At 63.7% G+C, this 25,724-nt stretch carries 26 protein-coding genes; 11 read left to right on the top strand and 15 right to left on the bottom strand.

The window, feature by feature from the left end; all coding sequences use genetic code 11:
- Nucleotides 1-10 precede the first annotated feature (10 nt).
- The 3 genes from L1280_RS05780 to L1280_RS05770 all read left to right on the top strand — a co-directional run bounded on the left by L1280_RS05780 (nt 11) and on the right by L1280_RS05770 (nt 2,480).
- A complete protein-coding gene (locus L1280_RS05780; RefSeq protein ID WP_253581166.1) occupies nt 11-1,450 on the top strand; it encodes a replication initiator protein A in 1,440 nt (479 codons plus the stop codon).
- 105 nt (nt 1,451-1,555) lie between these two features.
- The gene (locus L1280_RS05775; protein WP_253581165.1) at nt 1,556-1,867 is read left to right on the top strand and encodes a PadR family transcriptional regulator; all 312 of its coding nucleotides are present in this window, start codon (nt 1,556-1,558) and stop codon (nt 1,865-1,867) included.
- Entirely contained in the window at nt 1,860-2,480 is a 621-nt protein-coding gene (locus L1280_RS05770; RefSeq protein ID WP_253581164.1) for a hypothetical protein, read from the top strand. The genes L1280_RS05775 and L1280_RS05770 overlap by 8 nt, the downstream gene beginning before the upstream one ends.
- 222 nt (nt 2,481-2,702) lie before the next feature.
- Here L1280_RS05770 and L1280_RS05765 read toward each other — a convergent pair whose 3' ends face one another.
- On the bottom strand, nt 2,703-3,110 hold the full coding sequence (locus tag L1280_RS05765; RefSeq protein WP_158680035.1) for a DUF3105 domain-containing protein: 408 nt from the start codon (nt 3,108-3,110) through the stop codon (nt 2,703-2,705).
- Between the two features lie 272 nt (nt 3,111-3,382).
- Here L1280_RS05765 and L1280_RS05760 point away from each other — a divergent pair, with 272 nt between their 5' ends.
- Together L1280_RS05760 and L1280_RS15790 are read left to right on the top strand one after the other, a co-directional pair.
- Nucleotides 3,383-4,165: a hypothetical protein gene (locus tag L1280_RS05760; protein ID WP_253581163.1), complete on the top strand. Its 783-nt coding sequence runs from the start codon at nt 3,383-3,385 to the stop codon at nt 4,163-4,165.
- Nucleotides 4,166-4,486: 321 nt separating this feature from the next.
- Entirely contained in the window at nt 4,487-4,597 is a 111-nt protein-coding gene (locus L1280_RS15790; RefSeq protein ID WP_371922892.1) for a CGNR zinc finger domain-containing protein, read from the top strand.
- A 171-nt stretch (nt 4,598-4,768) separates the two neighbouring features.
- Here the strand turns inward: L1280_RS15790 and L1280_RS05755 are convergent, their stop codons facing one another.
- The 4 genes from L1280_RS05755 to L1280_RS05740 all read right to left on the bottom strand — a co-directional run bounded on the left by L1280_RS05755 (nt 4,769) and on the right by L1280_RS05740 (nt 8,241).
- Nucleotides 4,769-5,461, bottom strand: a complete 693-nt coding sequence (locus tag L1280_RS05755; RefSeq protein ID WP_253581162.1) for a phenylalanine--tRNA ligase beta subunit-related protein — start codon at nt 5,459-5,461, stop codon at nt 4,769-4,771.
- Nucleotides 5,454-6,365 (bottom strand): DMT family transporter, encoded by a 912-nt coding sequence (locus tag L1280_RS05750; RefSeq protein WP_253581161.1) that lies wholly within the window; start codon nt 6,363-6,365, stop codon nt 5,454-5,456. The genes L1280_RS05755 and L1280_RS05750 overlap by 8 nt, the downstream gene beginning before the upstream one ends.
- 25 nt (nt 6,366-6,390) lie before the next feature.
- Entirely contained in the window at nt 6,391-7,227 is an 837-nt protein-coding gene (locus L1280_RS05745; protein WP_253581160.1) for a helix-turn-helix domain-containing protein, read from the bottom strand.
- Between the two features lie 132 nt (nt 7,228-7,359).
- Entirely contained in the window at nt 7,360-8,241 is an 882-nt protein-coding gene (locus L1280_RS05740) for an arginase family protein (protein ID WP_253581159.1), read from the bottom strand.
- Between the two features lie 220 nt (nt 8,242-8,461).
- On the opposite strand from L1280_RS05740, the gene L1280_RS05735 reads away from it, so the two are divergent.
- From L1280_RS05735 to L1280_RS05720, 4 genes are read left to right on the top strand one after another with little or no spacing between them, the layout of a single operon-like run.
- Complete coding sequence (locus tag L1280_RS05735; protein ID WP_253581158.1) at nt 8,462-8,770, top strand: helix-turn-helix transcriptional regulator; 309 nt, start codon at nt 8,462-8,464, stop codon at nt 8,768-8,770.
- A 57-nt stretch (nt 8,771-8,827) separates the two neighbouring features.
- Nucleotides 8,828-10,405 carry an alpha-amylase family glycosyl hydrolase gene (locus L1280_RS05730; protein ID WP_253581157.1) on the top strand — a complete coding sequence of 526 codons (1,578 nt, stop codon included), beginning with the start codon at nt 8,828-8,830 and terminating at the stop codon, nt 10,403-10,405.
- The gene (locus L1280_RS05725) at nt 10,402-11,529 is read left to right on the top strand and encodes a sugar MFS transporter (RefSeq protein ID WP_371922881.1); all 1,128 of its coding nucleotides are present in this window, start codon (nt 10,402-10,404) and stop codon (nt 11,527-11,529) included. The genes L1280_RS05730 and L1280_RS05725 overlap by 4 nt, the downstream gene beginning before the upstream one ends.
- Nucleotides 11,526-14,471: a Tn3 family transposase gene (locus L1280_RS05720; protein WP_253581155.1), complete on the top strand. Its 2,946-nt coding sequence runs from the start codon at nt 11,526-11,528 to the stop codon at nt 14,469-14,471. Before L1280_RS05725 ends, L1280_RS05720 begins: the two co-directional genes overlap by 4 nt.
- A 226-nt stretch (nt 14,472-14,697) precedes the next feature.
- On the opposite strand, the gene L1280_RS05715 is transcribed toward L1280_RS05720, so the two are convergent.
- The 5 genes from L1280_RS05715 to L1280_RS05695 all read right to left on the bottom strand — a co-directional run bounded on the left by L1280_RS05715 (nt 14,698) and on the right by L1280_RS05695 (nt 20,432).
- Nucleotides 14,698-14,868, bottom strand: a complete 171-nt coding sequence (locus L1280_RS05715; RefSeq protein WP_253581154.1) for a hypothetical protein — start codon at nt 14,866-14,868, stop codon at nt 14,698-14,700.
- A gap of 52 nt (nt 14,869-14,920) precedes the next feature.
- Nucleotides 14,921-15,631, bottom strand: a complete 711-nt coding sequence (locus L1280_RS05710; protein ID WP_104992252.1) for a tyrosine-type recombinase/integrase — start codon at nt 15,629-15,631, stop codon at nt 14,921-14,923.
- Nucleotides 15,628-18,600, bottom strand: coding sequence for a Tn3 family transposase (locus L1280_RS05705; protein ID WP_104992253.1), 2,973 nt, complete (start codon nt 18,598-18,600; stop codon nt 15,628-15,630). The genes L1280_RS05710 and L1280_RS05705 overlap by 4 nt, the downstream gene beginning before the upstream one ends.
- A 417-nt stretch (nt 18,601-19,017) precedes the next feature.
- Entirely contained in the window at nt 19,018-19,704 is a 687-nt protein-coding gene (locus L1280_RS05700) for a hypothetical protein (protein WP_146160796.1), read from the bottom strand.
- 80 nt (nt 19,705-19,784) lie between these two features.
- A complete protein-coding gene (locus tag L1280_RS05695) occupies nt 19,785-20,432 on the bottom strand; it encodes a phosphodiester glycosidase family protein (RefSeq protein WP_104992255.1) in 648 nt (215 codons plus the stop codon).
- Between the two features lie 320 nt (nt 20,433-20,752).
- Here L1280_RS05695 and L1280_RS05690 point away from each other — a divergent pair, with 320 nt between their 5' ends.
- Nucleotides 20,753-21,346, top strand: coding sequence for a hypothetical protein (locus L1280_RS05690; protein WP_107139585.1), 594 nt, complete (start codon nt 20,753-20,755; stop codon nt 21,344-21,346).
- A gap of 59 nt (nt 21,347-21,405) precedes the next feature.
- On the opposite strand, the gene L1280_RS05685 is transcribed toward L1280_RS05690, so the two are convergent.
- Together L1280_RS05685 and L1280_RS05680 are read right to left on the bottom strand one after the other, a co-directional pair.
- The gene (locus tag L1280_RS05685; RefSeq protein ID WP_104992257.1) at nt 21,406-21,726 is read right to left on the bottom strand and encodes a hypothetical protein; all 321 of its coding nucleotides are present in this window, start codon (nt 21,724-21,726) and stop codon (nt 21,406-21,408) included.
- 5 nt (nt 21,727-21,731) lie between these two features.
- Nucleotides 21,732-22,268 carry a LuxR C-terminal-related transcriptional regulator gene (locus L1280_RS05680; RefSeq protein ID WP_253581153.1) on the bottom strand — a complete coding sequence of 179 codons (537 nt, stop codon included), beginning with the start codon at nt 22,266-22,268 and terminating at the stop codon, nt 21,732-21,734.
- 164 nt (nt 22,269-22,432) lie between these two features.
- Between L1280_RS05680 and L1280_RS05675 the strand changes: the two genes are divergently transcribed.
- A complete protein-coding gene (locus L1280_RS05675; RefSeq protein WP_107139491.1) occupies nt 22,433-23,083 on the top strand; it encodes a hypothetical protein in 651 nt (216 codons plus the stop codon).
- Nucleotides 23,084-23,132: 49 nt separating this feature from the next.
- Here L1280_RS05675 and L1280_RS05670 read toward each other — a convergent pair whose 3' ends face one another.
- The 3 genes from L1280_RS05670 to L1280_RS05660 form a co-directional block, all read right to left on the bottom strand.
- Nucleotides 23,133-23,801 carry a sulfite exporter TauE/SafE family protein gene (locus tag L1280_RS05670; protein ID WP_253581152.1) on the bottom strand — a complete coding sequence of 223 codons (669 nt, stop codon included), beginning with the start codon at nt 23,799-23,801 and terminating at the stop codon, nt 23,133-23,135.
- Between the two features lie 686 nt (nt 23,802-24,487).
- Nucleotides 24,488-25,156, bottom strand: a complete 669-nt coding sequence (locus tag L1280_RS05665; protein WP_253581151.1) for a hypothetical protein — start codon at nt 25,154-25,156, stop codon at nt 24,488-24,490.
- Complete coding sequence (locus tag L1280_RS05660) at nt 25,156-25,671, bottom strand: hypothetical protein (protein ID WP_253581150.1); 516 nt, start codon at nt 25,669-25,671, stop codon at nt 25,156-25,158. The genes L1280_RS05665 and L1280_RS05660 overlap by 1 nt, the downstream gene beginning before the upstream one ends.
- Nucleotides 25,672-25,724: the final 53 nt, after the last annotated feature.

Raw genomic sequence — 25,724 nt, 5'->3', positions numbered from 1 at the left:
CCATCGTGTTATGGTTGAGCAAATGACGTCGTCCAGCGCCCCGGTTCTGCGATCCAAGTTCGACGACCTGAATCTGGCGGAAGCGTCCCTGATCAGTTGCCTCACCCGCCTGAAGCCTGGTGAAACGAGTTGGGAACACTCCTTCGAGATCGCAGGGCGCCAGATGCACGTGGAGTGCCTGGGCAACTCCTACGGGTTTCCCCACGGTCCGGACAACGACATGATGCTGGTGCTCAGCAACCTCTACCTCGAGCAGGGCCAACCCAAGGACAACGCCGTGCACTGCAGCGCGTACGAACTCCTGCGCATGCTCGGGCGCACCGACAGCAGCCAGAACTACCGGATCATGCATGACAGCCTCACCCGGCTGTCCGGCACCCTCTACAAGATTGCTGGCTGGCTCGACCACCCGGGCGGCACAGCCAGACGCGTGACGTTCCGCTTCCTGGAGCGCATCGAAGAGATTCAGGGCCAAGCCCGTCACCTGAATCTCAAGAGCTTCGGCGCCGGGACCAAACTCAAGATCACCCTGGACAAGGTGGTCGCCGCCAGCCTCTCTTCTCCCAGGGTCCGGCCATTCGACTTGGACTTCATGCTGAAACTGTCCGGCAGCCAGAGCCGGACCCTCTTCCGTCTACTCGACACCTTGTGGTACAGCGACCCGCATACCGCCGCGCAAGGATTCCTCGAGTACGACCTGATCGAGTTGGGGCAACTGCTCCGGCTGATCAACCTGCGTCCGGACAGCATTCGGCGGACCATCGTGCCGATCCACGAGGAGCTGATCGCCAGCGAATTCCTCCAGAGCGCCACCTTCTCCGGTCGCGGGTCCAAGCAGCGCGTGAAGTACGTGTTCAACCCCCAGCGCCCGGATTACCCGCTCACCGTCGAACAACTCGAGCTCGTCGGACGGATCAAGGCCCTGGGCATCACCGACACCCAGGCACGCGCGTACGTGCGTAAGCACGGCCCGGGCCGGGTTCGTGAGCGGGTCGCGATGGCCGAAGGCATCCTGGCCAGCACCACCCGCTTCAGAAAGAGCCGCGGGGCGTACGCCTGGGACATCCTGGTGGATGAAAGCGGGAAGTACGCCTACGCTCCGCCCAAGCCCTCCCGTGAGACGCAGGTGCCCGGTTCGAGAACACCAAAAACCGCTGAATCGGAGAAAGAAGCCGAGCAGGAATTCGAAGCACTGCGCCGCTCGCAACTCCAGCTTCCTCCAGACGAGCAGTGGGCCGTTCACCGCAGTGCCCTGCGACTCCTGCTGCAACGCCCCCTCGGAGCAGACCTCTGGAAAGTCCTCGAAGCCAGCTGCTGCTCCGGCGACCTGGAAGCCAGTGTGCTGCTCAGTGAAGCCAACGCGGCCGTCGCCACGCTGACCCTGCAGGCCTTCATGGACAACCTCAAGGACACCCTGATGGCACACAGCAGCGCAGGCGCCAGCGCCTGACCCAGCAGAGCAGGGGGCCAGTCTCCCGTACAGCCCGGATCGCTCCCTGTGGCCCTCCCGAGTCCGGTGGTTGACAAGCTGCCCCCCATAGTCGAAGATGCCGACATGCCCCCCGGCCCACAGATCAACATGAATGCCATGAAGGTCATGGCCGTCCTGTACAGCGACACGACTGGGCAGCAGTACGGTCTGAGCTTGAGCCGGGCCACTGGGATCGGGAACGGCACGCTGTACCCCATCCTGGACAAGCTGGAGGACCTGAAGCTCATTCAGGCCTGCTGGGAGGAGATCGATCCGCGGGTGGCTGGTCGGCGCCCGAGGCGCTTTTACACCCTCACGGGTGAAGGGATCAGGACCTTCGAAACCGCACGCGCCGCGCTGTTTCCTTCAGGCCTCGCTGGTGTAGCGCGTGCCTGACCTCAACTGGCCGGAACTCCTTCTCAGCGTGATCCTCGCGGCAGCCCTGGGGGAGATCACCGATTGGCTTCCCCGCCTCTCGGACACCATGGTGAAGCGCGCCGCCCGCTCCCTCTCCACACGCGCTCCAGAACGTGAACACGAGTGGCTGGCGATCCTGGATCAACTCCCAGGGAAATGGAGCAAGTTCGGGTACGCCCTGAGCTGCCTGCGCATTGCACGTGCGCCACTCCTGAACAGCCTCCTGGACCGACTCCAGCCGATCTTCATCTGGCTGGCCCGCATCAGCCTCCTGGTCGGGGTGCCCGAAGGCACTCGCCGTGCCTGGTCCGAAGGTGATACGGGGGCACTGGTTGCCGTGGCCGTCCTGGTCCTTCTCCTCGGCCCCGCCTTGGGGCGCCGGTCTTTTGATCCGCCCTGGTTTCCAGCTGGGCGACTGCCCGACTGGGTGTGGCGGGCAGAGCTGGTCATTTGCGGCCTGGTTATCGTCGACAGTCTCTGGTTTGGTCACGCGTGGTTTGCTGCGGCCTTCTGCGCCGGCATGACCCTGCTGTACGGACGCGATTTCCGGCGTGCCGGTCTGTGGCGGACCCGCAGACGGCCCGTGAACTGACCGCTGCGCGGTTGACCAGTTCACCCATATGCTTGCGCACGTTCGGCCCATCGGTTTCCTCGCCGCAGGGTGCCCCACGACGCGCAGAAGTTCGCGTCTGGCGACTGCTCCAGGTGGGACGCCCGACCGGTCAGCGGAACGCGGATGAATTCCGGAGGGGGTTGCCCAACGAGGGACTACAGCACCTTGGTGTTGGGCCGCAGCCCCCTTGTTCAACGGGGTTCAGTCAGGGAAGCGTTCAGGAGCACGGTTCTTGTACCGCTCAATAAACTCGACGATGTTCGCCTCATCCAACGTGTCCAGGGTGTACAGCCGGCGCCAGGCGGTCAGGGCCAGCGGGACTTCGAGTTGCGAGTTGGGTGCCACGACGGTCTTGTTCGGGAAGCGCCGCTGAATGGCCTCCAGTTGCCCGACGTCCTGCTTCAGGAGCGACGGATTGTACTGAATGACCACGCCACCGTGCTCCAGGTTGTGCACCAGCGCCTCCGGCGCGATTTCATACACGAAGGTCCCCCAGGGCTGGGGCTGAGCGTAATGCCAGCCACTCGTGGCAGGGAAGGAATTGTACGCGGGGTGCTGGGCACCGACGGCGATGTGTTCCTGGCCCTGATTGGGAAACGTCTGGCCCATCCCTCCAGCTTCGCCGCCGGAACGCGACCACCAGGTCCCCCCGATCAGCCCCAGCACGAGGGCCCCCACCAGGACCCCAACCCAGGGAGTACGGCGTGGTGGCGCCGAAGTGAAGGTCTCGTTGGACGTTCTGCGAGTGTTCATGACGTGCCCACGCTAGGGAGCAACTGTTCAATTCTGGTAAAGCTGGGCGCAGCCTGGACGACGTCCTGCGCAGCGCAGCACCACCCGGTGCTTACCGAACCTGAACAGAGCTCTGACAGGCTGTCCCCGTGAAGCGAATCCTCATCCTGCTGGCGACCCTGACTCTGTCGGCCGCCAGCGCACATGGCAACGAAGGAAAACCGGTGGGTCAGCTCCGCGCCCGTGACGCCCACGCGCTGTTGTGGCTCCCCGACGGCCGCCTCCTGTTCGGTCACCATGACGGCGTGCAGGTCAGTCCTGACCAGGGCTCCACCTGGAAAAAGCTATTCGACAAGCCCGATTTCGACGCCATGAACCTCCAGTTGGCGGGCAGGAGCATCATCCTGGCCGGGCACGGTGTGTACGCGACCTCGCCAGACAGAAAGCGGTGGATGAACCGCACGCCCAAAGGCCTGGGTGGCAAGGACCTGCATGGGTACGCCGTGGACCCTGGGAACGCCGCACGCCACTACGCCTGGGAAGCTGGGACTGGCCTGTATGGCAGCACGGATAGTGGCGCAACCTGGAGACCACTCACGGCGCAGAAGCTCCCGCCGGACGTGATGAAGCTCGCTGCAGGTCCGAAAGGCACCCTGTACGCCCTGTCTGCTCGTGCCGGCCTCTGGCGCTCCACGAACAGCGGAAAGTCCTTCACCGCCCTGCAAACGCCGGAAGCTCAGCCCACCACGCTCAGCGTGGCTGCCGACGGTGCCCTGTGGGTAGGTGGGAAAAGCGGGGTGTGGCGGCAGCAGGGCAACGCCTGGACGCGTATTTCAGATGAAGCCGCCCTGCTCATTGCCGTGAATCCGAAACGGCCAGCCGAAGCGGTCTGGGTAGATCCCCAGGGCGCCGTCCACCGCACAGATCACTGAGAGGCTCCTTCACCCATGTTGGGGTTCCGACAGGATTCGGAAATTTTACACCGCTAAGCGAATTTCGTCGTCTGACACGGCAGTTCTGGGGCCAACCTCTTACGATCCAAGCTCCAGTCGCTTGACAGCCTGTTGGTAGGCCTGGTTCACGCTTCCAGCGAGAGGGGCTGGTCAACATCCAGACTCCTCTTGCTGGCGTGACCGCCCAAAAGCTGAATCTGCGCGTCCGACAGCTTTTCACCCGTCAGGAAGGTCAACATCTGATGCCGGAACAGGTGGGGGAGTGTGCCGGTAACCGCAGATGTGGCTGGCTCTTTCTCGATGTCATATCAAGCGGGTTGCCGCCGCTGGTGCAGCATGAAAGACTGTGGAAACCGGGCCAAAGCCCAACGCCATCGCGCGACCGCCGACTGTTTACGGGAACAACTGTAAAAGCCGGGCGCGCGTAAGGCAGCGTTTCGAGGGGATAAACGCCGCGTTCTACCCCCAACGCCCGAAAATGTCTGTTAAGCCCTGATTGCTGCCCTGGCCAGAAGCACAAGCGGCCAAAGGTATGGGCGAGCAAGCAAGGGCGAACTCCAGGGAGAGGGACGAGCCCGGTATTCACCCACGAACGCCTGCTTCGTAGATTTCCAGCCGCCCCGTCGTCGCCCCCGGCGCAAACAGCCGCACGTTGTCCTGGATGGCCGAGAGTTGGCTCCGCACCCGTGCCTCTCCCACCCCCAGGGGCGCGTAGCACACGTAGAGCACGCGGGTGCTCGCCGCCATGACGGGCGTGCGGCGATCCTGCCCAGTCAGGATCGTGCATACAACGCCTTCTTCATCCCCCATCATCATGTCGTTCGCCCGCAGCGTCCGCACCTTGCCGTTCATGCCCTCGAACCTCTCGCCGCCCCTCGTCGCGTCGATGCGCAGCGGCCACACCAGGCGGTCCGCGTCGTGACTGGCCGTGAGCACGAGCGTGCCCAGTTCCGCCAGAAAGCTCGCGTCTACCAGCGGGCTGACGTTTGGCAGGGATTTGCCCTTGTGGACGACCGATTCCAGTTGCCCTTGCACGTGATACGTCTGGTCGAACCGCTTGTAATACGCCCGGTACGCCCTGAGCATGTCGAGTTCGAGCAGATCTTGGCGGGAGAGATTGCCGAACTGGGCGCGCAGCCTCTCTTCCAACCCCCGCTTGCGCGCGTCGAGCGCCGCACTCGGCGCCGTATTGTCGATGCCCTCCATCAGGAGCACGCCCACGTGCCCGCCGGGAAAAGTGTCGTGCCAGGCGTCGGTCGTCATAATGTCAATCACAGGAAGCTCCTTGCCGCGCGAAGACAAAGGTCGCGCACAGGACACACGCGAGGCCGAGCGCGTGCCACAGGGTGAGTCGTTCGCCCAACAGCAGGGCGGAGAGAGCCACGGCGCTGACCGGGAGCCACCCGGTGTACACGGCGGCGGTGCTCGCGTTGAGATGACGCACTCCAGCGAACCACAGGACGTACGCCAACACCGTCGCCCCAAGTGCGTAGTACCCGAGGGCAAAAACAGCCCCCGGGGTGAGGCGCGCGAAGTCGAAGGTAGTCGCCTCGACGAGCCCGAGCGGGAGGAACAGCACGAGCGCCAGGCTCGTCACGAGCGTCGTGGCCGTAAGGGGTCTCAGGCGAGCGCCGGACAGTCGGCTCAGAACATTCCAGGACGCCTCTCCGACCACGGCCCCCAGCACGAGCACGCTCCCGAGCAGGGGCCTCGCCCCTTCACTGATGGCGGCGCCGGGGACCGTCAAGACGAGGATGCCGAAGGCGGTCAGAAGGACGCCCAGGATGGCGTGAACGGTCAGCCGTTCGCGCAGCACCATCCAGGCGAGCAGGGCCGTTACGGCGGGCACCGTACTGGTCAGAATGCCCGCCGAGGCGGCGTAGGTCAGGGGCACGCCGTAGAAGAGGAAGACCCGGAAGCCGACGATGCCGAGAAGGGCTTGCAGGAACAAGGGGCGCCAGGCCCCCGGCGGAACCCGCATGGGTCCCTCGAAACGCCACGTGAGGAGACACAACACGCCGACAGCGGGCAACAGGATCAGGGTGTTGGCAAGGTAGATCGGGACGCTCGCGCCCACGATCTTGCTGAGAACGACAGAGCTGCCTGCGAGCAGCATGGCGAGCGCGAGCTGCACGCGGGCGAGGATGCCACGGTGCGCATCCGGGAGGGTCACCAGCATGGCGGCACGCTAGGGTGCCCGAACCTCAGGGGGCTAGAACGTTCTTGACGCCCTGGCGGTATTGCCCGGGAGTCACGCCGAAGGTGCGGCGGAAGTGCCGCCCGAAGTGACTTTGGTCCGCAAACCCCGCCCTCAGTGCGGCCTGGGCGACCGTTTCACCCCCTCGCAGGAAGCGTTTGGCGTGCCGCAGCCGCACCTGAAGCTGGTAGGCGTGGGGGGGCAGCCCGTGAGCGCGGCGAAAGGCGCGCAGCAACGTGTACGGGTTCAGTCCGGCGAGGCGGGCGAGTTCGTCGAGGGTGACGTTGCGCGCGAAGTCGTCTTCGAGGACCGTGCGCACGAGGTGCAGCGCGCGGGGTTCTTGCCCTGCCGTGGGCAACGTGGGGGGCCGCAACGCGTGCCGGAGGACGAGGTCCGTGAGGGCCTCGCGCATCAGGGCCTCCCGCGCGAGGCTGGGCGCGTGCTCCTCGAAGGCCCGGTAGGCAGTCACGAGCGCGTGGAAGAGGACGGGGTCATGGATCACGACGGGGAGGCGGGGCAGCCTGTCCGCTCGGCTCCCGGATGGCATGAACGCGCCGCGCAGCAGCCCGGCGTCCGGGTAGAAGTTGCGATAGGTCCAGCCGTCCCGGGTCTCGGCGTGCCCGGTGTGCACCTCGTCGGGGTGAATCAAACCGATGAACCCGGGGCGCAGGGTATGGGTGGCTCCCCGGCACTCGAAGGTCATGGCCCCCTGGGCGAGCAGGCCGATGCTGTAGGTGTCATGGGTATGACGGGCAAAGGCGTGGGTGGTGAAGCTCCCGTGCAGGAAGTCAACGCCGCCGAGTTCGGGGGCGCGCCAGCTCTGCACCCGGACGGGGGGCGTCACGTGGAGACCTGCGGAGGCACGCGCCCATCATGCCACCCGCAGAACCAGACCTGAACGGCTGTTTGCGGGCGCTTGGGCTGACGACGCGTATGATTGCTCTATCCCCAGACTTCGCCGTTTGCATTGGTGTCCTCAGACCAAGGAAGGACCTGATAGGCTCGGGCGCTCCGGGATCAGCTTGGCGGCAATCTGCCGAGCTGCGGCCAGCACACGGCCCTGTGCATCCACGCTCGGGTCGTACGAGGCCACCGACGCGCCGACCAGCGGACAGACCTGCTGCACGCCGTCCAAGATCGCCAGAACCTGGGCAGTGGTCAGCCCTCCCCCGGTTGCATACGTGTTGGCAGGCCCCACCTCCTGAGCATCCAAGACATCCAGATCGACGTGCACGTAGACCTGCCGCACCTCGCCTTGCAGAGCCTGGAGCGCATCCGCGAGTGCCGCCGCCACGCCCGCTTCCCGAATCGTCTGCGCGGCGACAAGCTGCATCCCTGCTGCCTCCGCCGCCTCGCGTTCCCGGTCTTCCAGGTCCTGCCCGCCGATGTGGAGAACCTGTTGCGGCCCGATGGCCCGGAACCCAGGGATGGAGGCCGCCAACGTCTGCCAGGCCTGGCCCGTCAGCGTCGCCAGCGCCATGCCGTCCAGAAAGCCACTGCTGGTGGTTTCAGGGGTGTGAAAGTCACCGTGGGCGTCCAGCCAGATCACGCCCAGCGCGTCGTTCTGAAGACCCGCGAGCATTCCGAGCGCCGCACCGCAGTTGCCCGCCAGCGCGAGCGGGTAACGGCCCTGCTGCCGGGCGGCCTGCACCTGCTGGGCGAGTTGGCGGTAGAGCGCGAAGCTGGTGTGAATCTCAGTGGGGAGGTCGCCGGAGGTTTGGAGGCGGCGGAGGTCCAGGTCATGGTGCTCTCGTAGGTCCTGCTCTAGGCCGTTTTCCAGAAGGTGACGGGGACCGGCGCCCATACGGCGGTGCGCCCAGGCGGAGTCGTAGGGCAGTTCGAGCAGCGTAACCTGCATACCCCAGCATAGGGACTGCCTCACTGGTCCGGAATCCGGCTGTGAGCTAAAGATGTTTGATCTTTTCACCGAAGGACGGAATTTGTTCGCCGCAGGCTGCTCTTTCCATTGCGAAGAAGTCGAGCCCCTCCAGGCCTGTCTAGAGTTCGCTCCGTCCCTCTGGTCCCCGAGCTACCTACGGCTCATGTCAGAGTATATACGTGTGCTAGGATATGTGCATATGACTGTGGCCACCCGCGAAGTGCAGCTCACCGATATGCTGGAGGCGCTGACCGATCCGGTTCGCGTTGAGCTGCTGCGGGTGTTGCGCGAGGGCCATGAGCATTGCCGTGACCTGCCCGATTACATCGGCATCCACGTCAGCGACCTAACCAAGCACCTGAATCTGCCCCAGCCCATGATCTCGCGTCACCTGGCGCGCCTGCGCCAGGTGGGTCTGGTCCGTGTCGAGCGGCGTGCACAGTGGATGTACTACACCCGCGATGAGGCCGTGATCGCCAGCCTCAAGGAGCAATTCAACCGGCTCTAGCTTTTTTTCGCTTCTTACATCTGTATATCTAGATGATCAGATATAAAGGAGGCTCCTATGCCCATCCCCCTTTCCGATTCTCAGCCCTGGTGGCAGACCGCCGTGGTGTATCAGATCTATCCCCGGTCATTTCAGGACTCTGGGCATGACGGGGTAGGTGACCTGCCCGGTCTGACTCGTCGGCTGGACCATCTGGCCTGGCTGGGGGTAGATACCCTCTGGATTTCTCCTTTCTACCCGTCTCCGATGGAGGACTTCGGGTATGACATCACCGACTACTGCGGCGTTGACCCGCTGTTCGGAACCTTGGACGACTTCGATGCTCTGGTGGCGCGGGCCCACATCCTGGGACTGCGGATCATCCTCGATTTCGTTCCCAACCACACTTCCTGGCAGCATCCCTGGTTTCAGGCGTCCCGCTCGTCCCGGAATCACCCGCAACGCGACTGGTATCTCTGGCAGGAACCTGGCCCATCCGGCGGACCCCCCAACAACTGGCGCAGCGTGACGGGCCGCTCCGCGTGGAGTCTCGACGCGGAGAGCGACCAGTATTACCTCCATTCCTTCCTGCCGCAGCAGCCCGATCTGAACTGGCGAAATCCGGCAGTCAGGGCCGAACTGTTCGGCGCCATGCGCTTCTGGCTGGGCCGGGGCGTGGACGGGCTGCGTGTGGACATGGTGGACTTTCTCCTCAAGGACGAGCTGCTGCGCAACGAGCCCAACGCCGGGTACGCCTTCACGGAGGCGCGCTTTCACTTAAACCGCCCTGAGACGCTGGACCTGCTGGAGGACCTGCGGGACGTCACCGACGAGTTTCCAGACCGGGTGCTGATCGGCGAGATCGTGCCGCACCTGCCGGTTCAGCAGGTGTTGCCGTACTACGGCGCGGCCGGGGAGCGCCTCCATTTGCCCTTCAACTTCGCGCTGCTGGACGCTTCCTGGACGGCGCAAAGTTTGAGACAGATCATCGGGGAGTACGACGGCGCGCTGCCCCCGAATGCCTGGCCCAATTACACCCTGGGGAACCACGATCAGCCGCGCTTGGCCTCGCGCTTTGGCCCGGCGGGGGCGCGGCTGGCCGCGATGTTGCTGCTGACCCTGCGCGGCACCCCCTTCCTGTATTACGGCGACGAGCTGGGTCTGCCCGATACCCCCATTTCAAGTGAGCAGATGCAGGACCCCTGGGAACAGGTACAGCCCGGCGCGGGCCGTGACCCGGAACGTGCCCCAATGCCCTGGAACAGCAGCCCAGGGGGCGGGTTCAGCGCCGCGCCGCCCTGGCTGCCGCTGGCTAATCATCATGGGGAATTGAGTGTCGAGGTGCAGACACAACAGCCCACGTCGCTGCTCAACCTGTACCGGGAGCTGCTCAGGGTGCGCCGGACTCACCCGGCACTCCTGCGGGGCGAGTTGCAGATGCTGGATGATGCTCCAGGAGACGTCCTAGCCTATATCCGCGCCGCCGACACCACGGCCCTCATTGCCCTGAACTTCAGTGCAGAGCTTCAGCAGGTGCGCTTGCCTCCCGGCGTCTGGCATTCCGTCCTGTCCACCACCGTTGAAGACCTGCCCCATCCAGGCCAGATGCTCACCCTGCGTCCTTTCGAGGGGCGTGTGCTGCGCCACTGGGCGTGAGTTCAGACCGCCCGGCTGTTTTCCGGCGCGCACGTCTGACCACCGGGGCCTTTCTGGGACTGTGGCTGAGCGGCACCGTGGTGGCCGCGCCGGGCGCGCTGCTGCCACAGTGGACGGCGGCCTTCGGCGGGGAGTTGAATCTGGGAACCTTCTACGCCATGCAGTTCCTGGGCCTGCTGCTTGGCATATTTCTGAGTTCACGTCAGCCTGCCAGACAGCCGACGTTCGGGACGGCCCTGATCCTGATGATGTTGGGCCTGGTGGCGGCCGTGGTGGTCCCGACCGCAGCGGTCGTCACGCTGACCTCCCTTCTGCTGGGGCTAGGCAAGGGAACGGTAGACGTGCAGGGCAACAGCCTGACTGGGGAGTTGCATCCGCAGCGCCGGGTGGTGATGGTCAACTGGGCCAACGCCGCCTTCGGGCTGGGGGCGGTCATGACCCCGCTGCTGGCGAGTCTTTTGCCCTGGCAGGCGGTGTACCTGTTGATCGGCGCGGTGGCCCTGCTCACCGCCTCGCTGACCCTGGACGCGCCAGCCACCCAGGCGGGTCCAGAGACAGCGGCGGGGCGAGGAACAACCGCCCCCATGCGGACCCGCTGGCCCGAGTGGAAGCTGACCGTGTTGCTGATGGCCGCTATCGCCTTTCATTCCGGCCTGGAAGGTGCGCTGGCGACTTGGAGTGGGACGGCCCTGGCCCTCCGAGAGCAACTGGGTCAGGGCGCGCTGTTGACCTTCTACTGGTTGGGTCTCACGATTGGACGGCTCGCCCTGGCCTCCTGGGTGGCGCGGGCACCCACAGCAAGACTCCGGCTCCTGGTCATGGTCACCGTCTTAACGACAGCGCTGTATTTCATCGGTCCGCTGTCCATGGGCTGGCCCCTGCTGGGGGTGCTTCTCGGCCCAGTGTTCGGCACCCTGTTTGCCTTGGCGCAGGAACGCGCTGGATCGGCACTGGTTGCACCGGTCATGTACGCCGCCGCGCTGGGCGGCACGTTGTTGCCTGGCGCGCTCGGAGGGGTGCCGCCCTGGGGGTTGGCTCTGGGGTTTGCCCTGTTCGCTCTGGCCCAGTGGTGGGCCGTCCACAGCGTGACGCTGCAGTTCAGCCAGAATCGTATGTCGTCTTGATCCTGCTCACTCAGGCGCAGCGCCAGCAGTTCACCCGCTTTCCGAGGCTGGACGAGCGCCTGCTCGCTCAGCATTACCTCCTGAATGAAGAGGACTTGAAGCAGGTGAAGGGCCGCCGCCGTGACTTCAATCGCCTGGGGTACGCCGTGCAGCTCACGGTCCTCAAGCACCTCGGCCGCGGCCTGGCGGCCAGCGAACAGCCACCCCACGAAATCCTGGTGTTCCTGAGCGAACAGTTGGGTGTCGAGGCCACCAGCTACCCGCAGTACGCCCAGAGAGCCAATACCCGGCACGAGCATTTCGCCGAGCTATGCAGGCGATTGGGCTACGCCGAACTCAACCGGACGTTGAATCAGGAATTACGCGACTGGCTCCTTCCCCATGCCGTGATCACCGAGCAGCCCTTTGCCCTGATGACAGCGCTGATGGACGAGTTGCGGCGGCGCAGGATTTTGATTCCCAGAATTCAGGTGCTCGAACGTCTGGTCGCGGCAGTTCGTGTCCGGGCCGATCAGCATACGTACAGCCTGCTGGACTTCGCCCTGGCCAACCGGAAGGAGCGGGCTGACGCTCTGCTCACGCCGCTGGAGGGTCAAGCCGTCTCCCGCTACGCCTGGTTAAAACAGCCGGTGGGCGCGCCCAAAACCAAGAACATCACGCTTCTGCTGGATAAACTGAGCTTTGTCCGGACCTTTCCGGTAGACAGCAATATCCGCTCTTTCCTGCCGAGAAGCCGTCTGGCTCACCTTGCTGAGGAGGGTCGCCGCCTGAGTGCCCACAACCTGCGCGACTTCACGCCGGTGCGTCGCAGGGCCACCGTGATGGCCTTGCTGCTCGATCTCTCCGAGACCCTGACCGACGCGGTGCTGGAGATGCACGACCGCCTGATGCTGACGCTCCTGCGCGGCAGTCAACGGGAAAGCCTGACCGTCTTCCAGCAGCGTGGGCCGACCCTGCTCGAACGCCTGACGACCTACCAGCAGGTGTGCGAGGCGTTGCTTACGGCCCGTGAAACTGCCTCCGACCCCTTTCAGGCGGTGGAGGCGGTGGTGTCCTGGCAGAAGCTGACGGAGACGGTCCGTGACGGTGGAAGCGTGACAGAGGCCCGACAACTTGATCCGCTGCACCACCTGCTGAGGAGCTATCCCAAGCTCCGGGCTTACCTGCCCAAGATGCTCCAGGCCTTCGAGTTCACGGCCGCGCCGCCCGCGCAACCGTTGGTAAATGCGCTCAAGCTCTTGAAAGACCTGTACAGGAGCGGGAGGCGTGCGCTTCCTCCCGAAGTGCCGCTGAGTTTCGTGCGCCCAAGGTGGACCCCCTTCGTCCTTCAACAGGGCCAGGTGAACCGCAAGTACTACGAGTTCTGCGTGATGGAGGAGCTGCGCCTGGCCCTCCGGGCAGGGGACGTGTGGGTCACAGGAAGCCGCAAGTACCGCGACTTGGAGGCCTACTTGTTGCCTGTCCAGGACTGGCAGGGCAGAAAGGCCACACTGGGACTTCTCCTCCCCGAAACCTTCGAGGTCTTCTGGGAGAGCACGGGATCCAAGCTGAACGCTCAACTGGCCCAGTTGAGCGACCTGTTGAACGGCGGGCAATTGGTTGACGTCCGCCTGCAAAACGGCAAACTCAAGATCAAGGCGCTTCAGAAAAGCGTTCCTGAGGGCACAGACGTTCTGGTCCGGCAGCTCTCCAGCCGGTTGCCGAGGGTGCGGATCACCGATCTCCTGCTGGAAGTCCAGGGCTGGCTGCCCTTTACCGCCGCGCTGACCGACCTGCGGAGCGGCAAGACCAGTGAGCGGCCGGACCACCTGCTGACCGCACTTCTGGCCGAGGGGTTGAACTTGGGCCTGACCAAGATGGCCGAGGCTTCCAGCGACCCGGCCATCACACCCCGCCGGTTGATGTACCTCTCGGACTGGTTCCTGCGCCCGGAAACCTATGCGGCGGCCCTCGCGGAAGTCGTCAACTTTCAATCCAAGCAGCCACTGGCGGCCCTGTGGGGCGACGGCAGCACCTCCAGCTCCGACGGGCAGCGTTTTCCTACCGGGGGCCGGGGGAAGACCTATGGACACCTCAACGCCAAGTACGGGCGAGAGCCGGGAGTCCTGTTCTACACCCACCTCTCGGATCAGTACGCCCCGTTTCACACCAAGGTCATCACCGCCAATATCCGGGACGCCGTGCATGTCCTCGACGGTCTGCTGTACCACCAGTCGGCTCTCCAGATCAAGGAACACTACACCGACACGGCTGGGTACACCGAGCAGGTTTTCGGGCTGTGCTTTTTGCTGGGCTTCCGCTTCGCGCCGCGCATCCGTGACCTGGGGGACACCAGGCTGTACCCGCCGGATTCGCCCTCCAATCACGCGCTCCTGGAGCCGATCATGGCCCGCCGCCTGAATTTGGGTCTGATCGAGGCGCACTGGAACGAACTGCTCCGCCTGGCGGTGTCCATCCAGGCAGGCACCGTGACCGCCTCGCTGATCCTCTCCAAGCTGGCGTCCTACCCGCGACAGAACAGCCTGGCGCTGGCTCTCCGGGAGCTGGGCCGGGTGCAGCGGACGTTGTTCACGCTGGAGTGGCTGCAAGACCCAGCTCTGCGCCGCCGGGTCCAGGCGGGGTTGAATAAGGGAGAAGCCCACCACGCCCTGGCTCGGGCCGTGGCCTTCCACCGCTCCGGGGAAATTCGCGACCGCTCCCCCGAGGCCCAGAGCAACCGGGCCAGCGGTGTCAACCTGCTGGTGGGGGTCATTACGGCCTGGAACACCGTGTATCTGGAGCGTGCGGTGACGGCCTTACGGGCAGAGGGCCATAAGGTGCCAGATGAGCTGCTAGCCCATGTCTCACCGCTGGGCTGGGAACATATTGGCTTGACCGGGGATTACCAGTGGCGGCCGGACGAGGTGCCAGAACCGGGAACGTACCGTAAGCTCACCGTTTAAATGCCGTGTCAGAGCGCTTATCCGCCTTAACGGTGTAAAGTCCCCGGATCTTGTCGTTGCCCCATGTTGTCCCCTGGCGCTGAGCCGTCTTGTTAGAGCCGTCGAAGACTCGTGCAAGGGCCGGGTGCCCTCTTCGGGAAGGAACCGGAAGGCCACAGTGCCCGACCCCTAGACGCTGAACTGCAGCCCTTCTGGCGCACCTGGCGCCCTCACCATCTGCCCCGCCTCACAACAACCAGTAGATGAAGGTGTCCAGCAACCCGGTGAGGAGGAACGCGGCACCGGCGAGGGGCGTGGCCAGTCGGTGGGCCTGCCGGAGGTGCCCCAGGTACGTGCGGCGCGCCTCGGTCCTCCCGGCCGGCAGGGAGGCGACCAACAGTAGCAGCGGAAGCATCATGGGGGTGGTTTAAGGAAGCTGCTACCAAGCGCAAAGTGAAGGCTTTCCCGAGCTACACCGGGAAGCGCCCGATCACCCGGTCGTACTCGCGCTGGGCCTCGCCCAGCGCCAGCCGCGAGTAGATTTCTAACGACTGCCGGGAAGCATGGCCGCTGTACGGCTGAATCAGCGCGTCGTCGAGGCCCTGTTTCTTGAGCCAGGTCAGCAGGAAGTGCCGCAGCTTGTGCGGCGACAGGCTGCGATCAATGTTCGCCAGAGCCGTGTAGCGCTCAAACATTCGCCGCACGCCCCGGTCGCTGTACCGGCGCTTCCACGAGGACTCGAACAGGTAGATTCCTCCCTGTTGTCGTCTCTGGCCGATATGAAGCGCCAGCGTCTCCTTGAAGGGTGCTGGGAACGGCACCACCCGGTCCTTGCTCCCCTTCCCCAGGTTTACCCGGATCTGGCAGGCGTCCAGGTCCACGTCCGCGAGGCGCATCATCACCAGTTCGGACACGCGTACACCGGTGTACAGGAAGGTCTTGATCAGCACGAGGTCAGCGGTGCGGCGCGTGCGCCACACCGCCTCGTAGAACGCCCGCACCTGCTGCTCGGTCGGCACCCACGGCAGGCGGCGCGATGGTCCCGGCACCTCCACTTCCAGTTCGGTCCGCAGGTGACGGAACACCTCCTTGAGGTAGGCGTAGTCTGGCCGCTCAGCCCGCAGCAGTTTCGCCAGTTCACGCGCTTTCTTCTTCGCCCCGGTGCGCCGCGTCTGTGTCATGCGTCCACCTCGACCTCCAGCTTGAGCCTGCGAGTCAGGTCCAGTTTGAACTCCCCGTATGGGTTGATGTGGTGGTGCATCAGGGGCGACAGGGCACGCCAGTCCTCGGCGGTCATCCGCTGCCGCCACGTCTCGCTGCCCAGCACTCGCTGGATCATCAGGGTGTTGACGTACACCAGGCTGTTTTGCAGCAGTTGCAGCGCCAGCATGGAGATTTCCTGCGCTTCGAGGTTGTTGGTGCTGATCTCCCCGCCCTTGCCGAAGAAGATGAAGTTGGTCGTGCCATTCCAAGTTTCAATGACGTTCAGCCCCTCGTGAATCTCCCGGCGCACCTCCTCCCGGTGCAGGTACTCGCAGACGAAGATGGTCCGCAGCACCTTCCCCAGTTCGCACAGGGCTGCGTAGGTCGGGTGCTGGGCGTTGGCCCGGGTGAAGCGTTGCAGGATGGCCTCGGGGTCGGCCAGCCCCAGACGCAGTGCCGTCGCGTACTTGACCATCGGCTCGTACTGCTGCCGGATGAGGTCCCAGCGGATCGACCGCTGTGCCTGCACAGCGGCCAAGTTCGGCACCTGAGCCGCGAACGCCATATTCGGCAGGTACAGCCGCTGATGGGCGATGTCCGCCAGACGGGGCATCAGTTTGAACCCCAGCAGGTGGGTGAAGGCGAAGCCCGGCTCGCTCTGCCCGTGGGTGTCTACATAGTTCTTCTCGACAGACAGCGAGGTGCAGTGGCGCAGGACCCCCTCGATCATGGCCGCCACTTCTGAAGAGGAGCAGGACTTCATGCTGGAGTAGATGCAACTGGCACGTCTCTCGACGTGCCAGTAGATCATCACCCCATCCCCGCCGTACCGGATGGACCGCTGCGTCCGCAGGTTCCCGTCCCAGGCGGCGTATTTCTTGGCATCACTGGCGCAACTGGTGGTCCCCTCGCCCCAGATGTCCGGGCGGCGCGCGGCCAGCGTGGCGTTCACGACTGCGGCGTTCGCCGCCCGCAGCGCGTCACGGTGGATGTAGTGCCGCCGGACGTACTTCAGGTCCGAGTACCCGACCCCGTCCTGCCCGGCGGCCACCCGCTTCAGTCCTGTGTTCGTCCCCAGGCCGTACAGGCACAGCAGCAAGCGCTGCTGGAGCTGGTCACGGGGCATGTTCTCGCGCGTCATGAAGCTCTTGAAGTGCGGGGTAATCCCCGCACGCCGGTCCACCTCGACCAGGACATCGAGCAACTGGGTGTTCCAGAACTGCCGCCCCACCTCACCCTTCACCGTGTCGTAGAAGGGCGGGTCCGGCTGCCGGGTCAGGGGCGTGACCACGAAGCGGCCCCCGTCCCGCGCGACCACCCGCACGCCGGGATTCTTCGGCAGGCCGTCGTGCAGCATCACCAGGGCGTCCTTGAGCTGCTGCTCCAGACCCTGCACGAAGGTATCCACCTCCTGCGGCTGTCTGAGCGCCTGGAAGTAGCTTTCTTTCCTGGCTTCGAAGTCCTGGGGCAGGTCCTTGTCGGGGTCGCGGTACTTGTCGGCCCCGATCACCCAGATTTCGCGGGACCGCAAAGCGTCCCGCAGCGCGGACAGGACGCACAGCTCGTAATTCACGCGGTTGACCCGCATTCCACCATCCGGCCCCCGTTCGAGAATCAGGTCACGGATGTTCCGGTCGATCACGCCACCGACCGGGATGTGTTCCTCGTACGGATAGATTCTCGCGTTGCTGTCCACATATCGCCCCAGCAGGCCCAGGGCGTCAATCACCGGCTGATGCCGGTGATTGTTGGACCGGAACGACAGCTCGGTGAGCAGCCAGGGGATCATCCGGCGGTAGTGGCTGCGGTAGGTGCCGCGCACGATGGTGTGGACCTGCTGCCGGAAGCCTCCCTTCTCCTTGTACTCGCGTAACAGATCACGCAGGGTCTGCTCGTCCACGACGGGGAACAGCACCTCGCGCACTGTGCCGTCGGGATTGCCCAGTGCGGCCTCCAGCAACCGCTCCAGAATGCGGTCCTTGTTGTGGACCCGCCGGAACTCGGCCACGAAGTTCCGCTCCACCCGCCGCTCGGCCTTAACGTTGATGTGGTGGACCATGTCCACCAGATGCGTGACCAGGGCGTCGGTCAGTTCTGTCATGCGGGCGACGCAGAAGGCCGCGAGCAGCGTGAGACGCACGGACGGGGTCTGGGCACGAAAGTGGCTGGGGGACTCATTGGAGGCCCGCTCGCGGTAACGGGTCAGGACGTGGGGGGCCACGTCCGCGAAGAGGGCCTGGGGGAGCTGCAACCGACGGAGCAGGCGGAGCTTCTCGATCTGCTCTTCCACGCTCTCCACGCCGCGTTTCTCCGAGTTGGTCCGCAGGTTTTGCAGGGCTGAACTACGAGGGCCTTGGCCCTCGTGGTCTTCCGGCTGGTCTTCCTCCAGCGCCGTCGGCCTCAGCAGCGCCTCCAGCCCTGCCCGGTGTTCGGTACTCAAGCGGTTGTGGATGGTCTGGCACAGGCGCAGGTCATAGTGCCGTTCCGCCGCGTCCACGAACCGCTGGAGCCGCCCGGGGCTGGGGGGCTCGATCCCGTTTTCGCGGAGCCAGCGCAGAGCAGCTTCGGTCACAGCCCCGGAGCGGGTCTCGTGCGGAACAACGGACTGGCTCAGCCAGTCCGTCAGCGTGCCCGCATCCTCGGTGGTGAACTCGCGGAACCCACAGAACGCCCGGATGTCCTGACGCTGGTAGCTGCTGTTGCGGCTGCGCCAGTTGAAGTCCCGGTACTCGTCGGTCGCCACGCCGACCTGCCGGGCGACGTACTCGACGACGGCTTCGGGCACCTCATGGGTGTTGTAGGGGAAACGGCCCTCGTGCTGGAAGGCCTTGAGCATGACGGCGAAGCCCAAGCGGGTGGGGCCGGTCTTGTTCCGCAGCAGGTCGGTCTCGGTGGGCAGCAGCGTCCAGGTGTCGATGAGTTCGTCGATGGTCCAGCGCTGCTGCATGGAGCCTCCCTGAAAAAGTGCCGGGAATCGGCAGTGACGGTACTTCCACGGGAGGGCCAGCCGCCGTGGGTGCGTGTTGTAGGGCAACCGCAGCGTACACCTCACCTCACAGCGGAGGAAGTACCGATGCCAGAGTGCAATTCGGCACTTAGTGTGCCCGATTTGTTGTTGCAATCGTAGGACCCCGTTTGGGGCTTGGCTGAGCCTGGCTGGGGAGCGTCTGAGGGGGCCGTTTCTAGCTTTCGGGTGACGAGGAATGCTTTTGCTCGATGACGAGACGTTCTTAGACAAGCCGTCCTCCTCAGAATGCAGAGGACGTGGTGGTCAATGTGCCAACCGAGATAAGCGGCAGAACGTCGTCCGTAGCTTCTCAGCCCCAAACGGCGTTTGTCAGGGATTGAGGATGCCCCTTCTAATTTACTTTCCGCCGACAAGTCCGAAGGCGGCTGCGGCGCGCTGCAATTCCATCACGGCCCGTTGCTCGTCCAGATTCACCACATTGACTTTAAGGAAAGTGTCTTGCGTTCGGTACTGCGCTTCGCAGGAGCGATGCACAGCGCGCCGAAGCAGCGGGTAATCCTCCACGACGATGTTCACAGCGTTGCAAGAGCTGAAAATTGTTCCCGTTGCCCAGGAGCGGCGGTTGAAGGACGCACGGTCAAGTTGCCCTTCGTAAGAGGCAAGGGCGGCAGGTGTACCCGACCATCGCCCTACGAGAATCGCAATGGCCGTGCCCTGTTCAGCGCTGGCCGGTGGTCGAGGAGTGGAACGAGTGTACAGCAGCAGGGCGGCTGGGGAGCGGGTGTCGTCCTGGCGGACCGCCCGCTCGACAAGTGCCTGTGTGGTCGTCCAGGTACCCAGCAGTTTGTAGCCGCTTGGTGCTGGGGGCGGGAGCCGCAAGCGCAGCAGGTTGCTTGCGGCCTGGGGCGTGCCCGTAGTGAAGTTCCGGCTCAAGTCCGGGTAGGGGCTGGCAAACATCGCGTACATGAGGCTGTCGAAGCTCAGGGTACGTGCAGCTGCGTCACCGCTTTGTGCGTGAACGGGTAGCGCCACCAAAGAGTTGAGCAGGCTGGCGGTGAGCCAACGGCGGTGAACGGGGGACATGAAAGCAGTGTTTAGCATGGTAATGAGAGTCGCGCCTGTGCCCTTTGAGGGCACAGGCGCAACCGTGGAACCAGAGAGAATCAGGCAATGCTGCTGATGTAGCTGTAGCTGGTCAGCGCGACCGGAATGACGTGTACCGAACGGGCATCACTGCCGAACAGGGTGTTGCGGTCTTCCAGGTACAACTGCGCAGAGCCGCCGCCATCCCCGGCGATCGCGTCCGTGCAACCCAGCGACTTCATGTACCCGGCCAAGTCCGTAAGGTTGATCGAGGCGCGGTAGGCAAGGATATAGTCGCCGCTGCTGTGCAGGCCCAGGCAGATGCGCTGACGGTTGACGGTGGGACCAAGCTGATCCACGCTGTACTTCCCCCAGGTGGCATCAGTGAAATTACCACCTCGCACGATGATTGGTCCAGCGGCCATACTCCAGATCAGGCTGGACGACTGCGAGTAGGCACTGTTCTCGTCGTGAAAAACCACTGCACCGTTGCCGTTAAGGCTGATCACGTCGATGTTTTTCCCAGTTACGCCATGCTTCCTGTCGCCATCGAGTACGAACAGCCCAGTCAGCTCTCCAGTAGAGAGATCGAAGAACATGAAGTTGGACCCGGCGATGGCATTGGCGTCGCCCCTTACGAACGTCGGGACATTGCGACGACCAGCACCGCTGGCGTCACCAGAGAAACGGACTTTGAAGTTGCTGCGGGGGATACGAATGGCTGGCATATCTGCACTCCTGGTGGTTCTGAATTGAAGTGGCCACTTCTGCAATCGGTATGCGGATCCATCCGTTTGAGAGAAAGAACGTTTTCTACCAGTATGCCTATCCGAATATACCAGTACATCTCTGCTTTCCCATCCAAACCAGTCAACAAAAATGCACCACAGATCTTTCCTATGCCGGGTAGAAAAGTTTTACTTTAAAAACTTTTCTACCTGTAGATTTCTTGTAGCAATGAGGTAGATTTCAGAGTTTAAAATAAGACTTGTATACACCATGCTTACTCCAGAAGTGATCACTTCAAATTTGGTTCGGGAGGTACAGCATGGCTCTTCAGGAATTTGTGAAGGTATACACGGCAGAGTCGAACTTCACGGGCATACAGGGATACATTAGCGTCCCAGCAACGCCTACGGGTCTGAGCACGTATGATTTCGTCAACTTCTTTCTTGCTTTGGACGACTATTACGAAGTTGGCCTCAGCTACGCAGATAAGGGCGATGGAAACGGCCCAGTCTGGCGCTACTTCGCCAATCACGCCAAATTTGGTCAGCAGAACCAGATTGTGAGCCCTACCAGTGAGGTCTTCGTCAAGATCGTCAACCGGGGCACGGAAGCGGACGCGACTGTACAGGACGGGCGCATCACGTTCTCTCGCACGGCCGCCGTGGCGTCCCCAACCTACTCCGGCAAGATGCTGATCGGCGGGGAGGACAACAGTGCCACGTCATCCAGCGGCTATACGCCCCGGCACCCGCAAGTGACGTTCCGCAACGTGAAGGTGCAGCGTGGCGGCGTGTGGCTTGACTGGAATGCCACCACGCAAGGCTCCCTGGGTGCCCTGGTCAACCGCACGCCTCAGTATCAGCGGCAAGGCATGGTCATCCAGAACGTACCGCTGATCGCCCAACTGACGTAACCCATGGGAAAGGAGAGGGCCAATGAAGCCCTCTCCTTTCCCGTGGCGCTTCCCGGCTTTTAGCGGAGCGTCACGGCTGCCTTGCCATTCGTCACGGTGCAAGTAAACCGCACGGTCCTGACCTGCCCGCCCTGTTGAAAGCGCGCCGTGCCTACCCAGAAATACGACTGACCGACATGGCCGGAGTTGTTGATGTTCCTGGAATAAGTGACCGGGACTCCCGCGGGCACCGTGCGGAAGCCCTGAAGGTTGCGGATGCACAGTGCCTGCCCGAGTTCCTGGTCTGGCAAGAGACGTGAGGGGAGTGGCACGTCTCTGCCACCAGCGCCCGCAACACTGGCAGCCAGAATGGCAAGGGCACAGATCATCTTACGCAGCATGGTCGTCATTGTATAGGTGGCTTGTTGGCGATGTCCCAGTAATACAGAATCGCTTCGTTACGGCTACTCACGCCCAGCTTCTGAAACACGCGTGTCAGGCCGTTTTGTACGGTCTGATTGGCAATTCCCAACTCACGGGCAATTTCCTTGTTGGCGAGACCGCGTGCCACCAGGCGCAGCAAGTCCCCTTCTGCTGGCGTTAAAGGAGAGCGCTGAGCAGGCGTCAAGCGGACCCGCTCCCGGGTTTCTGCACGCCGCAGCAACTCCGCGAGTTCCTCCAGGGTGCGGCTCCGGTACGCCAAGCCCAGCAGGCCCAGGTTCCACAGATCATCGAGGTATTCGGGACAGGCGTTCTGGGTCAGCACGAAGCTGCTGGCGGCCGATTCTGGCGTCACCATCTGAAAGGCAAAGCCGACCGGCCAGTCCAGGACCAGCGAGACGGCCGGAAATTCAGGGAGACGGGCATGGAGCGCATCTTCGAGCAAGCGGGCGATGAGGGGTTGGGTGCTGACGACCTGGAGCTGTGCATTGCGGACCAGCAAGGAGACCTCCCGGCGAATCTGAGAAATACGCGGATAACGTAATTCTGTCAGGAATTGCGGGACTGGTCAGCCGAGTTTTCTACTGCACACAAAGGTGTGGGAGAAGACTACCAGTAGATTTCTACCTTTAAGCAGCTTTCATCCACGGCTATGCTTCCCACAGAATGAGTACCGCTGACGTGATGCTGCTGGGGCTTGAACGGGTCTCTGAAGCTGACTTCTTGCGGCTGCAAGCGTGCGTACGGGAATGGCGCGTATTGTGGGGCCTGACGCTGACCCACTGCTTACGGCTGGAGGACGAACGCGACGCGTTCGTCCTGATCGCTGAGCGGACCTACCGGGAAGCCCTCGATCACCTGGAAGACTGGCTCCGCGCCGCCTTCCCGGACCATGTGATTGTGGGGCATGCCTATGTCCAGGGTATGCATCTGCCGGTCTACACGATGGATCAGGCTGGATTGGAGCTGATGCGCCGGATGCAGTCGCGTACAGCGTGCATTGTTGAGGATGCGCGAGCGGGAAAGACCAGCCCCCTGTTACCGTCCGTCTCCTCGCACCTCGATGGGGTAGCGGCCTGGCGAACCCGCAATCATGTCAGACCCCAGGGTCAGGGTGTGTACCTTCTCTGTGATGCCTGCGGCGAGAGCACAGCCCGGCAGGCGAATGAAGAGGAGGCGTGGGAGGTCGCTGGGACAAAGGGCTGGCGAGTGTATCGAGACTTGGATGTTTGTATCTGTGAGCGCTGTGTCCAGAGTGGCAACGCACGGGCGCTGGAGCGGGTGCTATGCAGATTGGAAGCTCGACAATCTGCCTGACACTGAGGGGGTCGGGAAACTCTTCACTTTGCGCTTCGTAGCAGCTTCCTTAAACCACCCCCATCATGCCCAGCACGAACGCCACCGGATAGAGCGCACCCACCGGGGCCGTCACCGCCAAGGGGAGCGTCAGCCCGAAGTAGAGGAGGAAGAGGGTCGGGCAAAACGCCAGACTGAAGGCCAGGCCCAGGGCGAACGCGCCGAGGGTGTCCCGCCGCAGGCGCGCCCGCACCTCGAACCGCTCAGCGAGTCCCATCCCCACCGTGAAGCGGGGGCGAACCACTCCGAGCATCACCAGTCCCACGGAGAACATCAGCGGGCCCAGCACCCGCCGCACACCCGTAAAGAAGTCTCCAGACGCCGTCAGGGTGCCGCCAAAGGCAAACACGGCCACGGCACCAAGCGCGAGGTACACCAGCATGCGGGCCAACAGGAAGGCTAAACTTCGCGGCCAGGCCCCGCCCGCATGGCCATCTCGGGCCACATACGCGAGCGTCGCCACGCCGGTAGACAACTGGCAGGGAGCAGTGGCCGCCAGCAGGCCCAGTAGAAATGGGGTGAGCAGCGAAACTCCAGTCCGGGCACGCAGGGCGCTCACTGGACCCGCCAGGACCGCGTTCAGCGTGCCACCCAGCCGGTACAGGTCGAGAGCCACGTCCCGCAGCGTCGGGGCGATGGTCGGCCAGATAAGGATCAGCGCGCCGACGACCGTTGCCACTCCCGCCGTCAGCCCCCAGGTTCTTCCTGCTGCCAAGTTCTCCCTCCCTCATCCCCCCAGGACGCTGGGCCGCTGCCCTCGGCAGTGCAGGGGCCGGGGTGGGGCTGCTCGCCGTTTCGCCTACCGTCCAGGGGCACTCTCGGGGCGTGGTCGCCTGCCGTCATTCAGGCACGCCGTGGCCCTAGGACGGTCTCACCTGGTGCTCCTCCCAAAGCTCTGTTACCCAGCCAGCGCTGTATTCGTCAGTTTGGTTCTGGCCGTGCCACCACGTCCGCGGAGCGGGTTTCACGGGAACGTACGCCAGAGCAAGCTCGGGCTGCGCAGATCGGTGGCCGTGAGGGAGAAGCCGCATCGACACCACCGGGAGCAGGCACATGCCAACCAACAGGAAGGGCAACGTGCCGGGTGACACAGAGAAGTACAGCGCCCCGGCGATCATGGCGACCCCAACCAGCATCTTCCAGTTCCAGCCCATCCTGAAGAACTCCATACCCTCACGGTAGAGGCCCTCTGTTCAATTTCAGTAAACCCGGTTGCCGCAATCAGGTTGAGGCCGAAGACAACGGAACGATCTCTCTGGCGATGCTGAACGTGGCGCATGGTCCATGTTGGACCTGTCAGGACGCGGGACCGTGCTGTGTGTCTTGGCCAGCTCGGGGTGCGGCGACCAGGGCGCAGGCATCCCTCTACAGATTCGCCATCTGCCGCACACGCCCCAGTACGATTTCTTTCCGGCCGTCGGTCTGGCAAAACCCCAGCACAGTGTCTTCAAAGTCGGCGTGGGCCAGGAGGCCCTTGAATTCTGCGGCCACAAAGCTCTGGAGCTCCACTGGAGCCACCTGCACCTCGTCCGGCAGTTCGGGGCGACCGTCCACGACCACGAGAATGTCTTCGAGGTCGGGGTGATACATATCCCCCCCTCCTCTGCTGTTCCAGGCAACGAACTTCGTGGCGATCAGGTGGGGCGCGTCCATCACCCGGACCTTCAGCCCTGAGGGGAGGGTGTGGTCGTGCGCCTGCTGGATGGCCGAGGCGTACCAGGGATTTGTGAACCCCTGGATCTCCGCATTGTCGGACATCAGGTCTACCTGAAGGTCGCCTTTGACGTACCGGCAGATGGAACCCGAGGGGTCCGGGGAGAACCCCAGCTTGCGCATTTGGGATTCAAGGCGCTGGAAGGCCGAGCGGTTGGCGACGTGCGTGGCCACGTCCACGTCCAGGGTTGGCCGGGGTTCTTCGGCCGCTGGGTCCGTCAGGAGCAAGCCCACGGTCGCTCCTCCCACGAAGACGAGCTCGCCCAGGAGGGGCTGGAGCTCTCTGGCCGCTTGATCCATCAGGTCCAGGGGTGTAGGCATCAGCACCAACTGTAGAGCCGAGCTTTGAGGAGGTCCCGCGCGAGGTGCTGCTCGCGCGCGCGGCCCACGCGCAGGGCATCGATCAGCGTCAGGAGTTCATACACTCTGGAGTCCTGTGCGGCGGTCAGGGCACTCGGATGGACAGGTTCCAGAGCGGGTCCGCGAACGTTACCGTCAGCCGAGGGCCATACCGGCACCCCTTCCTCTGTGACCGGGAAGAGTGCAGAAAGGGGCAACGCACCCACCGAAGTGGCCATGCCGCGCGAGGGGGCACCCAGTTCCGCCGGGTAGACGTACTTCAGGCCATGCACCCAGAACTCCAGAAGTGCCTGACGTTTGGGATAGGGAACCTGTCGGTCCTTGTCCCGAAACAGTCGAGCCTTGATCAACCGTCTGGACGCTGCGTGGGCTTCGGCAGCACTGATCCCCAGACTTTCACTGAGCCCCTGGTAACTAATCCCATTGATGGCAACACTCACCAGCTTCGCTGCCACCACGGTGTCTACGGGCTTCATGGCTTCAGTATATTCAAAATTCGCGAATTTTGAATTTCACGTCGTAGGGCGTG

The organism is Deinococcus sp. HSC-46F16, assembly GCF_024171495.1.
GTDB lineage: Bacteria > Deinococcota > Deinococci > Deinococcales > Deinococcaceae > Deinococcus.
The sequence above is the reverse complement of the archived record's forward strand: the minus strand, read 5'-3'. Positions and strand labels throughout refer to the sequence as shown.

What these genes read in the sequence shown, in the direction of transcription:
- L1280_RS05780 (WP_253581166.1), top strand. Translation starts at nt 11, where the DNA reads ATGGTTGAGCAAATGACGTCGTCCAGCGCCCCGGTTCTGCGATCCAAG.
- L1280_RS05775 (WP_253581165.1), top strand. Translation starts at nt 1,556, where the DNA reads ATGCCCCCCGGCCCACAGATCAACATGAATGCCATGAAGGTCATGGCC.
- L1280_RS05765 (WP_158680035.1), bottom strand. Translation starts at nt 3,110, where the DNA reads ATGGGCCAGACGTTTCCCAATCAGGGCCAGGAACACATCGCCGTCGGT.
- L1280_RS15790 (WP_371922892.1), top strand. Translation starts at nt 4,487, where the DNA reads ATGTCATATCAAGCGGGTTGCCGCCGCTGGTGCAGCATGAAAGACTGT.
- L1280_RS05750 (WP_253581161.1), bottom strand. Translation starts at nt 6,365, where the DNA reads ATGCTGGTGACCCTCCCGGATGCGCACCGTGGCATCCTCGCCCGCGTG.
- L1280_RS05740 (WP_253581159.1), bottom strand. Translation starts at nt 8,241, where the DNA reads ATGCAGGTTACGCTGCTCGAACTGCCCTACGACTCCGCCTGGGCGCAC.
- L1280_RS05735 (WP_253581158.1), top strand. Translation starts at nt 8,462, where the DNA reads ATGACTGTGGCCACCCGCGAAGTGCAGCTCACCGATATGCTGGAGGCG.
- L1280_RS05730 (WP_253581157.1), top strand. Translation starts at nt 8,828, where the DNA reads ATGCCCATCCCCCTTTCCGATTCTCAGCCCTGGTGGCAGACCGCCGTG.
- L1280_RS05715 (WP_253581154.1), bottom strand. Translation starts at nt 14,868, where the DNA reads ATGATGCTTCCGCTGCTACTGTTGGTCGCCTCCCTGCCGGCCGGGAGG.
- L1280_RS05710 (WP_104992252.1), bottom strand. Translation starts at nt 15,631, where the DNA reads ATGACACAGACGCGGCGCACCGGGGCGAAGAAGAAAGCGCGTGAACTG.
- L1280_RS05705 (WP_104992253.1), bottom strand. Translation starts at nt 18,600, where the DNA reads ATGCAGCAGCGCTGGACCATCGACGAACTCATCGACACCTGGACGCTG.
- L1280_RS05700 (WP_146160796.1), bottom strand. Translation starts at nt 19,704, where the DNA reads ATGTCCCCCGTTCACCGCCGTTGGCTCACCGCCAGCCTGCTCAACTCT.
- L1280_RS05695 (WP_104992255.1), bottom strand. Translation starts at nt 20,432, where the DNA reads ATGCCAGCCATTCGTATCCCCCGCAGCAACTTCAAAGTCCGTTTCTCT.
- L1280_RS05690 (WP_107139585.1), top strand. Translation starts at nt 20,753, where the DNA reads ATGGCTCTTCAGGAATTTGTGAAGGTATACACGGCAGAGTCGAACTTC.
- L1280_RS05685 (WP_104992257.1), bottom strand. Translation starts at nt 21,726, where the DNA reads ATGCTGCGTAAGATGATCTGTGCCCTTGCCATTCTGGCTGCCAGTGTT.
- L1280_RS05675 (WP_107139491.1), top strand. Translation starts at nt 22,433, where the DNA reads ATGAGTACCGCTGACGTGATGCTGCTGGGGCTTGAACGGGTCTCTGAA.
- L1280_RS05665 (WP_253581151.1), bottom strand. Translation starts at nt 25,156, where the DNA reads ATGCCTACACCCCTGGACCTGATGGATCAAGCGGCCAGAGAGCTCCAG.
- L1280_RS05660 (WP_253581150.1), bottom strand. Translation starts at nt 25,671, where the DNA reads ATGAAGCCCGTAGACACCGTGGTGGCAGCGAAGCTGGTGAGTGTTGCC.